This is a genomic window from Duganella fentianensis (assembly GCF_964031615.1).
GTDB lineage: Bacteria > Pseudomonadota > Gammaproteobacteria > Burkholderiales > Burkholderiaceae_D > Rugamonas > Rugamonas fentianensis_A.
In genome coordinates, this window is record NZ_CAXIQN010000022.1 from 307,192 (window position 1) to 320,326 (window position 13,135).

A 13,135-nucleotide genomic window follows, 5' to 3' on the forward strand; every position below is an offset into this window, starting at 1 on the left:
ACCATGATGATCGAATCTCTCAAATACATACCGCATCCCAAGGAAGCCAATGAATCATTGGCGAAACACTTCACCGATCTGGCGCCTGCACTCAACGAGCGACAGGCGGCAATTGAAAGCGCGCGCTGTCTGTATTGCTACGATGCGCCATGCTCGCGCATCTGTCCTTCGGAGATTGATGTAGCGGCCTTCATCCGCAATATCCATGACGGCAATGTGAATGGTGCAGCGGCAGGCATCCTGCAGCAAAACATACTCGGTGGTAGTTGCGCCCGTGTCTGTCCCACCGAAATTCTCTGTGAAGATAGCTGCGTGCGTAACCATGATGCAGAAGGCCAGCCCGTCAAAATCGGCCTGCTGCAGCGCTATGCCATCGATAACATGTCGTTCGGTGAGCATCCGTTTCAGCGTGCTGCCAGCACGGGCAAGAAGATCGCCGTAGTCGGTGCGGGACCTGCTGGCCTGTCGTGCGCGCACCGTCTGGCAATGCTGGGCAATGATGTGGTGGTGTACGAAGCCAAAGAAAAATCCGGTGGCCTCAACGAGTACGGCATCGCCAAGTACAAGCTGACGGATAACTTCGCGCAGAAGGAAGTGGAGTTCCTGCTGCAGATAGGCGGCATCGAAATCCGTCACGGTCAGACGCTGGGCGGCAATCTGCAACTGAAAGACCTGCATGCCCAGTATGACGCGGTATTCCTTGGCCTCGGTCTGGGCGCCAGCAAACAACTGGGTCTGACGGGCGAAGACGCACCGGGCCTGCTGGCCGCCGTGGAATATATCGCGGCACTGCGTCAGACCGATGATCTGAGCAGCCTGCCCGTGCCTGCGCGCGCCATTGTGATCGGTGCCGGTAACACCGCCATCGATATGGCCGTGCAGATCCAGCGCCTCGGTGCCGAAGAAGTCACGCTGGTGTATCGCCGTGGTTTCGAGGCGATGAGCGCCACCGAACACGAGCAGCACATCGCCAAGGAAAATCAGGTACGCATGCGCACGTGGGCGCAGCCGCAACAGGTGCTGCTCGATGATGCAGGCCGTGTGCGCGGCATGCGCTTTGAAAAAACTGCCATGGTGAATGGCCGTCTGGCGGGTACCGGCGAGACTTTCGAGATTGCGGCAGACGCTATCTTCAAAGCTATCGGTCAGAGCATGGATGAAACGAGCATCAGTGATCCACTGGCGAAAACGCTGAAACGCGACGGTGACAAAATCCATGTCGACGCTCAGTTCCGCACAGTGCTGCCGCGTATCTACGCTGGCGGCGACTGTGTGGCGCCCGGTCAGGATCTGACTGTGCAGGCGGTGCAGCACGGCAAACTGGCGGCCATCGCCATTGATCAAGATATCAACGCACTGAAAGCGGAGGCCCAATAATGGCTGACCTGAGCATAGAATTCTGCGGCATCAAATCGATCAATCCGTTCTGGCTCGCTTCGGCGCCGCCCACGGACAAAGCCTACAACGTGGTACGCGCTTTCGAGGCCGGCTGGGGCGGCGTGGTGTGGAAGACGCTGGGCGAAGATCCTGCTGCCGTCAACGTTTCATCGCGCTATTCTGCGCACTACGGCAAGAACCGCGAGGTGATCGGCTTTAACAATATCGAGCTGATTACCGACCGTCCGCTGGAAGTCAATCTGCAGGAAATCACGCAGGTGAAGAAGGACTGGCCGGATCGCGTGATCATCGTTTCGCTGATGCTGCCATGCGAAGAAAAACTGTGGGCCGAGATACTGCCGAAAGTCGAAGCCACCGGTGCTGATGGCATCGAACTGAATTTTGGCTGCCCGCACGGTATGCCGGAGCGTGGCATGGGCGCCGCAGTAGGGCAGGTGCCTGAATATGTGGAGATGGTAACGCGCTGGTGCAAGACGCACAGCAAGCTGCCGGTGATCGTCAAGCTCACGCCGAACATCACCGACATCCGTGCGCCGGCGCGTGCTGCCAAAGCGGGTGGTGCCGATGCGGTTTCGCTGATCAACACCATCAATTCCATCACCCATCTCGATCTCGATCAGATGGTGGCTTTCCCTATTGTGGGCGGCGCCAGTACGCACGGCGGTTACTGTGGTTCGGCGGTGAAGCCTATCGCGCTGAACATGGTAGCGGAGATTGCGCGCGATCCGGCTACGCGTGGCATTCCTATCTCCGGCATCGGCGGCATCAGCAACTGGCGCGATGCGGCCGAGTTCATGGCGCTTGGTGCCGGCTGCGTGCAGGTCTGCACGGCCGCGATGCTGCATGGCTTCCGCATTGTCGAGCAGATGAAGGATGGCCTGTCACGCTGGATGGATGAAAAAGGCTATACCAGCCTGAATGATTTCGTTGGCAAGGCCGTGCCGAATACCACGGACTGGAAATACCTGAACATGAACTATCAGGTCATCGCCCAGATCAATCAGGATGACTGTATCAAGTGCGGCCGCTGCTACGTGGCCTGCGAAGATACTTCGCACCAGTCGATCAATCAGCTGATTGACGCCGCCGGCGTGCGCACCTATGAGGTCAACAAAGAGGAATGCGTGGGCTGTAATCTGTGCGAGATCACCTGTCCGGTGCAGGGCTGCATCACGATGGTGCCGCAGAACACAGGCAAGCCTTATATGAACTGGACGCAGGACCCGCGCAACCCGCGCGCGGAGGCCGTCAAGGCAACCGAAACAGCATAGCAACGGTGGCGACACAGAGCAGTAAGTTAGGTACGAAACTTGCAACGTTGGCGTATAGTTCAATTTTCTGGAGAGTGCCCCGTGAGCGAAATACAAACTGGTAGTACGCAACTGTGGAATGAAGATCTGGCGCCGACGTCGGCAGCGCAACGTACCTGGCGCTGGTATCACTTCTCCGCCCTGTGGGTAGGGATGGTGATGTGCATACCAGCCTATACGCTGTCGGCCAGTCTGATTGAAGGTGGCATGTCCGGCTATCAGGCCGTGCTCACGGTGTTTCTGGCCAACGCCATTGTGCTGCTGCCCATGCTACTGATCGGTCATGCCGGTACCAAGTATGGTATTCCGTATGCGGTGCTGGCGCGTGCGTCGTTCGGTACAGGCGGCGCTAAACTGCCTGCGCTGATGCGCGCCATTGTGGCTTGCGGCTGGTACGGTATCCAGACGTGGTTCGGTGGCCAGATGATCTACACCCTGCTCGGTGTGATGCTGGGTGGCGAGTTCGGCGGCGCAGCGATTGCGGGGCTCGGCATCAATGGCGGGCAGTTGCTGTGCTTCCTCGTGTTCTGGGCCATCCAGTTCTGGTACATCGTGCACGGCATGGAGTCGATCCGCAAACTGGAGACCTACACGGCGCCGCTGAAGATACTGATCTGCTTCGTGTTGCTGGGCTGGGTGTATAGCAAGGCGGGCGGCTTTGGCGATCTGCTGTCGGCACCTTCGCAATTCGTTGAAGGTGGCAAGAAGGCTGGCCAGTTCTGGGCTGTGTTCTGGCCGTCGCTGACAGCCATGGTGGGCTTCTGGGCCACGCTGGCACTGAACATTCCCGACTTTACCCGCTTCGCCAAATCGCAGCGCGATCAGGTCATCGGTCAGTCGGTGGGCCTGCCGGTGCCTATGGGCCTGCTGGCCATGATGGCCGTGATCGTGACTTCGGCCACCGTGGTCCTGTACGGCAAAGCGATCTGGGATCCGGTTGATCTGTCTAGCCGCATGACGGGTGTGGCCGTACTGGTCGCGCTGCTGATTCTGTTGATCGATACCGTATCAGTGAATCTGGCTGCCAATCTGGTTGGCCCCGCGTATGACTTTTCTTCGCTGGCACCCAAGCAGATCTCGTACAAGATCGGCGGCTACATCACGGCCGGCATCGCCATCCTGATGATGCCGTGGAAGATACTGGAATCGACGCAGGGCTATATCTTCACCTGGTTGATCGGCTATTCGGCTTTGCTGGGGCCTATCGCCGGCATTCTGATTATCGACTACTACATGGTGCGCAAGACGGAACTCGATGTGCCGGAACTGTACCGCGAAGATGGTAAGTATTCGTATGGCAGTGGCTGGAACATGACAGCGCTGGTGGCTTTCGTGATCGGTGTGCTGCCGAATATTCCGGGCTTCATGAATGCAGCATTCCCTGCTGCTTTCCCCGATGTTGCGCCGATTTTTAGAACGCTCTACACCTATGCATGGTTTGTCGGCATCGCCATTTCGGCCGTGGTGTATGGCGTCATGATGAAGGGTAAGGCGCTGCCTGCTGCACAGGTAGCCCGCCCGTAAAATAACGGAGACCTCGATGACTATTCTGATACGCGGTGGTACGGTCGTGAATGCCGACCGGGTGTTCCGCGCCGATGTACTGTGCGATGGCGACAAGATTGTCGCCGTAGCCGAAAATCTGGCGGCGCCTGCCGGTGCCACCATCATCGACGCTGGTGGCCAGTATGTGATGCCGGGCGGGATAGATACCCACACCCACATGAATCTGCCCTTCATGGGCACGGTGACGCAGGACGACTTCTACACGGGTACTGCGGCAGGTCTGGCGGGCGGCACTACCACCATCATGGATTTCGTCATTCCGGCACCGCAGCAGAATCTCATCGAGGCTTATCGCCAGTGGCGCGGCTGGGCGCAGAAGGCAGCCGGCGACTACACCTTCCACGTGGCGATTACGTGGTGGGACGACAGCGTGCACCGTGATATGGGCACGCTGGTGAACCAGCACGGCGTGAACAGCTTCAAGCACTTCATGGCCTACAAAAACGCCATCATGGCCGACGACGAAACGCTGGTGAAGAGTTTCCGCCGTTCGCTGGAACTGGGCGCGATACCAACCGTACACGCGGAGAACGGCGAACTGGTGTACCAGTTGCAGCAGGATCTGCTCAAGCAAGGACTGACGGGGCCGAGCTCGCACCCGCTGTCGCGCCCACCGGCGGTGGAAGCGGAAGCAGCCAATCGCGCTATCGCGATTGCCAATGTGCTCAATACGCCCGTGTACATCGTGCACGTATCGTGCGCCGAATCGCTGGAAGCCATCACCCGTGCGCGCGCCCACGGCCAGCGCGTGTATGGTGAGGCGCTGGCAGGACATCTGGTGATCGACGATAGTGTGTACCAGAGCCCTGATCTGGAATTCGCCGCCGGCCATGTGATGAGCCCACCGTTCCGCAGCAAGCAGCACCAGACGGCGCTGTGGCAGGGGCTGCAGGGTGGTAATCTGCACACCACGGCGACCGATCACTGCACTTTCTGCGCAGCGCAGAAGGCGGCGGGCAAGGATGACTTTACCAAGATACCGAACGGCTGCGGCGGGGTGGAAGACCGCATGTCGGTGGTGTGGGATGCCGGTGTGAATGCCGGTCTGCTGACGCCATCCGAGTTCGTCAAAGTGACCTCGACCAACGCAGCGCAGATTTTCAATATGTATCCGCGCAAGGGCGTGATTGCCGCCGGTGCCGATGCCGACGTAGTGGTGTGGGATCCGGAAGGCACCCGTACCATTTCTGCCAAGACCCAGTACGCCAAGGGTGGCTTCAATGTGTTTGAGGGCCGCACGGTGCGTGGTATTCCCAGCACGACGGTTGCGGCGGGCAAGGTGGTGTTCCAGAACGGCACGCTGATGGCTGTGGAAGGGGCAGGGCGTCATATCGACCGTCCCGCGTTTAAAGCTGCTTCGGCACGCTGATGGTGAAGGAGTAGAACAATGAGTGAAATGCGGATTGATGGTCAGCGCCTGTGGGACTCGCTGATGGAACTGGCGCAGATCGGCGCTACCGCCAAGGGCGGCGTAAAACGTCTGGCGCTGACGGATCTGGACAAGCAGGGGCGCGACCTTGTGGTGCGCTGGGGCCGCGAGGCAGGTATGTCAGTCACGGTAGACCAGATCGGCAATGTGTTCATGCGCCGCGACGGCATGAATAACGCGCTGCCGCCCGTGATGACGGGCAGCCATATCGACACCCAGCCGACCGGCGGTAAATTCGATGGCAACTATGGCGTGCTGGCAGGGCTGGAAGTAGTGCGTACGCTGAATGATCTGAACATCCGCACGGAAGCACCAGTAGAAGTGGCATTCTGGACCAATGAAGAAGGTTCGCGCTTCGTGCCCGTGATGATGGGCTCCGGCGTATTCTGCGGTGCCTTCACGCTGGAGACCGCGTATGCTGCGCGCGATACGGAAGGCAAGAGCGTGGGCGAGGAACTGGCGCGCATCGGCTACAAGGGCGATCAGGTGCCGGGCGACCACCCTATCGGCGCTTACTTCGAAACCCATATCGAACAAGGCCCCGTGCTGGAAGATGCCGATAAGGTGATCGGCGTAGTGCCTGCCGTGATGGGACTGTCGTGGTACGACTGTGTGGTGAAAGGCATGGAAGCGCACGCAGGGCCTACGCCTATGGGCTTGCGCAAGGATGCGTTACAGGTGGCTACGCGCATCATGCAGCAGGTAGTGGCGATCGCCGACCGCTATCCGCCGTATGGTCGTGGCACGGTGGGCATGGTGCAGGTATTCCCCAACAGCCGCAATGTGATACCGGGTGAGGTGAAGTTCAGTATCGATTTGCGGAATGTGAACGATGAACTGCTCAACACCATGCACGAGGAAATGCTGGCGTTTATCGAGCAGACCCGCAAGGAAACGGGATTGGAGATTTCCATCGAACGGGTGTCCTACTATCCGCCTTGCCCGTTCCATCCCGACTGCGTGGATGCCGTGCGCAAGGCCACGGCCAAGCTGGGCTACTCGACGATGGATGTGGTGTCCGGCGCCGGCCATGATGCGATTTATACGGCGCGGCTGGCCCCCTCGGGCATGATCTTCGTGCCGTGCAAGGACGGCATCAGTCATAACGAAATCGAGGATGCCAAAGCCGAGCATCTGGAGGCTGGCTGCAACGTGCTGCTGCACGCCATGCTGGAGCGGGCGGGCGTGGTTTAGCGTGGCCTCAATAGCGCGCCGCTGCCCGCAGTGATGCGGGTCAGCGGCTGGAGGGATTACTGATAATTGCGCAGGAAATCCAGCAGTACCTGCGCTGCCAGTTCGGCATCATCGGCTGTCATGGTTTCCAGCGGATTGTGGCTGATGCCGCCGTTGCCGCAGCGCGTGAACAGCATGGCCACATCGGTAATCGCCGCCATGGCCATGGCGTCATGTCCGGCACCCGATAGCAGATCGAAGCGTGGCAAGCCCGCGCGTTCCACCGCAGCGCCTAGTTGGCGCATCAGGCGCGGTGCACAAGGTACGGCTGCTACATCAACAATAGACTCCAGCGTGAATTCGATCTGGCGCTCGGCACAGATGCGCGCGATGCCCTGCTTGATATCGTTGACAGCGGCCAGCCGCACGGCATCGTCAGCCGCACGGATATCCAGTGACAGACGACAGGTACCGGGGACCACATTGACGGAACCGCCCGGCACCTGCAACTGTCCCACAGTTCCTACCAGTGCCAGCGCCTGCGTGCAGCGCTGCTCCACCAGCAGCACGATTTCAGCGGCTGCAGCGGCTGCGTCCTTGCGCATATTCATAGGCGTGGTGCCGGCATGGCTGGCCAGTCCCGTCAGCTCGACCAGATAGCGCGAGCTACCGGCAATGGCAGTAACGACGCCTAGCGGCAGATCATGTTCCAGCAGCACGGGGCCCTGTTCGATATGCACTTCCACAAACGCCAGCAGCTTGGCCGGATCGCGTGCTATAGCGGCGATAGCATGCACATCGTGGCCAGCGGCAAGGATGGCGTCGCGCATGGTCACGCCATCGGTATCAGTCTGATCCAGCAAGGCCGGATCGAAGCGCCCCGTGATGGCATTACTGCCGAGGAAGGTGCTGCGGAAGCGCACGCCTTCCTCTTCCGCAAAACCCACCACTTCAAGGTGGTAGGGCAGGCGCTCGCCGCGCTGGTGCAGATGCTGTACTACAGCGATGGGCAGCAGGATACCCAGCCGGCCATCGTACTTGCCGCCATTGCGCACCGTGTCGTAGTGCGAGCCCGTCATCAGTGTAGGTGCGCTAGCGTCGGCGGCTCGGTACACACCCACTACATTGCCGACCGCATCGATGTGCGCTTCCATGCCGGCTTGCTGCATCCATGCCAGCAACTGTGCGGCGGTCTGCCGATGCGCTGGCGTCAGGTAGGCGCAGGTGAGGTCGAAGTCCTTGTCGCCGCTGTTGTCGGCGTCGCTGATGGCGCCTATCTGTTCGCTCCACTGCATGATCTGCGGGCCGAAGGCTAGCGAAACACTTAGCAGGTCGTTGATGCGTAATTCGGCGATGCGCTTAATCTGGCGCAGGCACTCGGCGATTTCGTCGGCTCGCTGGTTCTTCAGACGGCGGCTGAAGGTGGCAATAATCGCGCGCCGCGTCAGCCCCTGCCCATCCGGCCCTTTGACGGCGAGGATGAAGGGGAAGCCGAAGCGGGCGTTGTAATCGGCATTGAGCTGATGCAGGGTGGTGAATTCTTCGGCGCTGCACAGGTGCAGGCCAGATTTTGCCTGTTCATGGGTCGATTCGGCTGTCAGCTGGCCGCTGATGGCCGCCTTGCCCGCCAGTTCGGGGTGGGCGCGGATCAGGCCTAGTTGTTCGTCCAGCGTGGCGTTGCTGACGACAGTCTGCAAGGCCTGCTTGAGCGCCGTGATGCTGGCGAACGGGCGCGCAGCAGCGGCCCGTTCCGGTATCCACGGCGAGTGTTCGTAAATGCCGCGCAGGCGCTCGATAAAGCTGGCGGTATCGCAGCTATTCAGTTCGGAGAGTGTGGTCATAGCCTAGTGTAGCCTTTCCTTGCTGCGCCGGTATATGCGTACCTGCCTAGAGTTTATAAGCCTATGCTTACTTCACCAGCGCTTTAGCCGCCGCCGCCACCTGCTCGCGCAGCCACTTATGTTCGGGTGCCTGATGCACGCGCTCGTGCCACAACTGGTAGAAGCGCATGGCGGGGAATTTGACGGGCACCGTAAAGCTTTTCAGCGGCATGCTGCGCTCGTAGAAACGCACGAACTGGCGGCCCGTGGTCAGCACCAGATCGGTCTGGGTCAGCATGTAGGGGATCAGGCCAAAGTAGGCCGACTCCACTGCTACGTTGCGCTGCAGTCCCTGCGTCTCGAGGAAGGTGTCGATTACGCCCTGATAGCCGGGCAGCATCTGGGTGGGCGCCACATGGGGCAGCGCCAGATAATCGTTCAACGTCATGGCGTCGCTGGCCGTGCGCAGCGCATACGGGCAGTCAGCCCGCATCACGCAGATAATAGGGTCCTCGAACAGCTTGGACATGTGCAGGTGAGCCGGCGGTTCGTCCCAGTTGGCGATCACCAGATCCATGTCGCCATCGGACAGCAGGCGTACGTAATCCACGCCCGGCCCCAGACTGTGGATTTTCACGCGGCTATTGGGCGAGCCACGGCGCAGCAAGGCCACCAGATTGGGCAGGAACTGGCTATCCAGATAATCGGGTGCGGCGATGTGGAAGGTGCGCGCTTCGTTTTGCGGCTGGAACGGCTGTTTTTTCAGGAACAGGTTTTCCGTTTCATCGAGGATGCGCTTGGCCGGTGCCAGCAGGCTTTCGCCATGCTGGGTCGGCACCATGCCGCGCGCGCCGCGCACCAGCAAAGGGTCGCCCGTCAGCTCGCGCAATTTGCGCAGCGAAGCCGAGATGGAGGGCTGCGGCTGATTCAGTTTGAGAGCGACGCGTGAAACGTTTTTCTCCACCAGCAGCAGGTAAAGTATGCGGATCAGATGTAGATCCAGATGTTGCGGCAGGGCGGCCATGGGCGTTAAAAATCTGATTGTTATACGAAAATGGATATGTTTAATATACTCTAATGTTCATGTGGTCGTCAGTAAATCCGTTTATCTTCTGTAAATTAGCCACAGTGCCGTTTAAGCAAACCGAAAGCATTCATGGAACTCATCGACTATCTGATCCCGTATGGCCTCGAGTGGCTGAATCTGATCGTGCGCTGGCTGCACGTCATCACCGGCATTGCATGGATCGGTGCATCGTTCTATTTCGTCTGGCTGGATAACTCGATCCGCCCACCGGCACCCGGTTCCGAGTTGGCCAAGAAGGGGGTGTCGGGCGAACTGTGGGCGGTGCATGGCGGTGGTTTCTACAACCCGCAAAAATATCTGGTGGCGCCAGCCGAACTGCCCAAGGAACTGCACTGGTTCAAATGGGAGGCTTACACCACATGGCTGTCCGGCATTGCGCTGCTGACCATTGCCTACTACTTCAATGCGCAGGCCATGCTGGTGGATAAATCCGTGGCAGACCTGAGCAGTTTGCAAGCCATCGGCATAGGCGTGGGTACGCTGGTGCTGGGCTGGACGGTGTATGACCTGCTGTGCCGCTCCCCACTGGGCAAGCATGATCTGTGGTTCGGTATCGTGATCTTCGGGCTGATCGTCGCCGCTGCATATGGCCTGACCCATGTTCTCAGTGGCCGCGCGGCCTATATCCACGTGGGGGCGCTGATCGGCACCATCATGGTGGGCAATGTGCTGATGCTGATTATTCCCGGTCAGCGCAAGATGGTGGAAGCCATGTCGGCTGGCCGTCTGCCTGATCCCGTGCATGGCCAGAAGGCCAAGCAGCGCAGCGTGCACAATAACTACTTCACGCTGCCGGTGCTGTTCATCATGATCAGCAATCACTACGCCATGACCTACCGCCACGAGCAGGCATGGCTGGTGCTGGCCTTTATCATGGCTGCTGGCGTCAGCATCCGTCACTTCTTCAACCTGCGTCACAAGGGGCGGGTGGAATGGCGCTATCCGCTGATCGGCCTCGCGCTGCTGCTGGCCGTGGCAATTGCGATTGCGCCGGCCCGTCCGAAAGCGGTGGCCGTCGCTGATCCGGCGGCGCAGATGAATAAGGTGGCGGCTATTGTGGCGCAGCGCTGCGTGTCCTGCCACTCGGCCCATCCGACCCAGCCCGGCTTTGCTACCGCGCCGGCCGGTGTGGCGCTGGATCAGCCGGAACAGATCCGTCAGAACGCAGAAAAAATCTACAAACAGGCAGTGCAACTCAAAGCCATGCCGTTAGCTAACCTGACCAATATGACCGAGGCCGAGCGGGCGCAGATTGCGCTGTGGTTCGAGTCCGGTGCCAAGTAAGCGCACTAAGAGAGCCCGAAGAGAGTCCGACTATGAGCAACGCAAAACAGCAGCTGGCGCAATGGATCGATGCGCATTTCGATGAAGAAGTGGGCGTGCTGCAGCAACTGCTGCGAGTGCCGACCGATACGCCGCCCGGTAACAATGCGCCGCACGCCGAGATGGTGGCGCAACTGGTCAGTGCGTTTGGCTGGAAAGCCGAGCAGCATGCCGTGCCGGCACAGCAGGTGCACGACTACGGCATGCAGAGCATTACCAATCTGATCGTGCGCCGACCGTATAGCGAAGACGGCCCGACGCTGGCGCTCAACGCGCATGGCGACGTAGTGCCACCCGGTGATAACTGGACCTATCCGCCCTATGGCGGCGTGGTGGAGAATGGCTATATCTATGGCCGCGCCGCTGCCGTGTCCAAGTGCGATTTCGCCACCTATATTTTTGCCACGCGCGCGCTGGAAGCACTGGGCGTGCCACTGAAAGGCAAGCTGGAACTGCACTTCACCTATGACGAAGAATTTGGTGGTTTGCTGGGGCCGGGCTGGCTGCTGGAGCAGAAGCTGACCAAGCCCGATTACGTGATCGCGGCGGGCTTCAGCTACAACATCGTTACCGCGCATAACGCCTGTCTGCAACTGGAGATCACCGTGCACGGCAAGTCCGGCCACGGTGCCATGCCGGAGACGGGACACGATGCGCTGCAGGCGGCTACGCGGATTCTGACTGCGATCTATGATCAGCTGCCGGAACTGAAGAAGATCAAGTCCAAAGTGGCCGGTATCGATAGCCCGACCATGCTGGTGGGCCGCATCGACGGTGGCACCAACACCAATGTGGTGCCCGGCAAAGTGGTGCTGAAGATGGATCGCCGCATGATACCGGAGGAAGATCCGGTGCAGGTGGAGGCTCAGGTGCGCGCGCTGATCGAACAGGCAGTGCAGGGTTTGCCCGGCATCCGTATCGAGATCAAGCGCCTGCTACTGTCGCATGCGCTGCGCGAATTACCCGGTACGGCCACGCTGGTGAACAGCCTGCAGCAGAATGCGCTGGAAGTGCTAGGCGAGAAAATTCCCGCACAGGGTACGCCGCTGTACGCCGATGCGCGCCTGTATGGCGAACACGGTATTCCGGCCGTGCTGTATGGTGCCGGTCCGCGCACGGTGCCGGAATCGAATGCCAAGAAAGCCGATGAAAAGCTGCTGCTGGAAGATCTGCGCAAGGCCACCAAGGTAGTGGCGTTCACGCTGCTCGATCTGCTGACACCTTCACTTTAATTCGTAGTAGCTACGGCGCAGTTGCGCCGGTATGCCGCGCGCCTGCAAGCGTCTGGCCGTTTCAGTCAGCGGCTGGGCCAGATCGTTGTGCTGCTTGTGCAGATAGATATACAGCGGCAGGTCTTCGATCGAGGCGCTGGCATAGCCCTGTTTGAGTAGCGGGTGTGCGGCGCTGGTAAGGCCGCCCACATCGAACACGCAGGCTTCGCTGCGCCGCGCCAGCACCACCTGCAGGCAGGCGTCCTCGCTCTGCACGTCGTGCAGCTGCAGCTTCGGTAGCAGCTGCTCCAGCCGCTGCTGGTAAAGGAAGATGCCCCGTTTGTAGCTGACCGTGCGGGCAAAGCTGGTGAGCGACTGCCAGTTGCTGATACTGACAGGCGTGCGGGTGAAGATGCGAGTCTGCACCACGTTAAACGGTTCCTCCACCCGCGCATAGTCGGGATGTTTGAGGCCATAGCCTTTCACCCGTCCCACTTCGCCATCCAGCTTGCCGATCGCAAGTAAAGCCTCGGAGCGCCGTCCCGGATAGCTGCGCAGCACGCAGCGTAAGCGGCTCTCCGTGCACAGCTGGCGCAGGTAGTCGCGCGCGTAATGGAATGAAGCCGAATTGGCATCGTGGGTGGTGCCGAACACCAGTTCCGTCTGCGCATGGGCCAGCGCCGACGCTCCTAGCAGGAGCGTCGCAAGCGGCATGGCGGGAAAACGCAGCATGGGCACCTCGATGGCAGGAAGGGAAGCGATAGTTTTACCGTAAAAGTAAAACTATTCATTTGATGAATTATAGGCTGGGCGGTAAG

The 13,135-nt window shown here is 59.8% G+C and carries 10 protein-coding genes; 7 read left to right on the forward strand and 3 right to left on the reverse strand.

From position 1 onward, the window contains the following. Positions 1 to 3: 3 nt before the first annotated feature. The 5 genes from ABNT42_RS18500 (at position 4) to ABNT42_RS18520 (ending at position 6,897) form a co-directional block, all read left to right on the forward strand. The gene (locus tag ABNT42_RS18500) at positions 4 to 1,377 is read left to right on the forward strand and encodes an NAD(P)-dependent oxidoreductase (protein WP_348699435.1); all 1,374 of its coding nucleotides are present in this window, start codon (positions 4 to 6) and stop codon (positions 1,375 to 1,377) included. Beyond that, positions 1,377 to 2,669, forward strand: a complete 1,293-nt coding sequence (gene preA / locus ABNT42_RS18505; protein WP_348699437.1) for an NAD-dependent dihydropyrimidine dehydrogenase subunit PreA — start codon at positions 1,377 to 1,379, stop codon at positions 2,667 to 2,669. The genes ABNT42_RS18500 and preA overlap by 1 nt, the downstream gene beginning before the upstream one ends. 81 nt (positions 2,670 to 2,750) lie before the next feature. Next, complete coding sequence (locus ABNT42_RS18510; protein ID WP_348699439.1) at positions 2,751 to 4,232, forward strand: NCS1 family nucleobase:cation symporter-1; 1,482 nt, start codon at positions 2,751 to 2,753, stop codon at positions 4,230 to 4,232. Between the two features lie 16 nt (positions 4,233 to 4,248). After that, positions 4,249 to 5,643, forward strand: a complete 1,395-nt coding sequence (gene hydA, locus ABNT42_RS18515; protein ID WP_348699441.1) for a dihydropyrimidinase — start codon at positions 4,249 to 4,251, stop codon at positions 5,641 to 5,643. Positions 5,644 to 5,661: 18 nt separating this feature from the next. Then, positions 5,662 to 6,897 (forward strand): Zn-dependent hydrolase, encoded by a 1,236-nt coding sequence (locus ABNT42_RS18520; RefSeq protein WP_348699443.1) that lies wholly within the window; start codon positions 5,662 to 5,664, stop codon positions 6,895 to 6,897. A gap of 56 nt (positions 6,898 to 6,953) precedes the next feature. Here the strand turns inward: ABNT42_RS18520 and ABNT42_RS18525 are convergent, their stop codons facing one another. Both ABNT42_RS18525 and ABNT42_RS18530 read right to left on the reverse strand, forming a co-directional pair. After that, the gene (locus tag ABNT42_RS18525) at positions 6,954 to 8,717 is read right to left on the reverse strand and encodes an allantoate amidohydrolase (RefSeq protein ID WP_348699445.1); all 1,764 of its coding nucleotides are present in this window, start codon (positions 8,715 to 8,717) and stop codon (positions 6,954 to 6,956) included. Between the two features lie 67 nt (positions 8,718 to 8,784). Further along, complete coding sequence (locus ABNT42_RS18530) at positions 8,785 to 9,720, reverse strand: LysR substrate-binding domain-containing protein (RefSeq protein ID WP_348699447.1); 936 nt, start codon at positions 9,718 to 9,720, stop codon at positions 8,785 to 8,787. A gap of 132 nt (positions 9,721 to 9,852) precedes the next feature. On the opposite strand from ABNT42_RS18530, the gene ABNT42_RS18535 reads away from it, so the two are divergent. After that, positions 9,853 to 11,067: a urate hydroxylase PuuD gene (locus ABNT42_RS18535; RefSeq protein ID WP_348699449.1), complete on the forward strand. Its 1,215-nt coding sequence runs from the start codon at positions 9,853 to 9,855 to the stop codon at positions 11,065 to 11,067. A gap of 32 nt (positions 11,068 to 11,099) precedes the next feature. Further along, positions 11,100 to 12,338, forward strand: a complete 1,239-nt coding sequence (locus ABNT42_RS18540) for an ArgE/DapE family deacylase (RefSeq protein WP_348699451.1) — start codon at positions 11,100 to 11,102, stop codon at positions 12,336 to 12,338. On the opposite strand, the gene ABNT42_RS18545 is transcribed toward ABNT42_RS18540, so the two are convergent. Continuing rightward, positions 12,330 to 13,049, reverse strand: a complete 720-nt coding sequence (locus tag ABNT42_RS18545; protein ID WP_348699452.1) for a hypothetical protein — start codon at positions 13,047 to 13,049, stop codon at positions 12,330 to 12,332. The two genes, ABNT42_RS18540 and ABNT42_RS18545, sit on opposite strands and share 9 nt — an antisense overlap. Between the last annotated feature and the right edge of the window lie 86 nt (positions 13,050 to 13,135).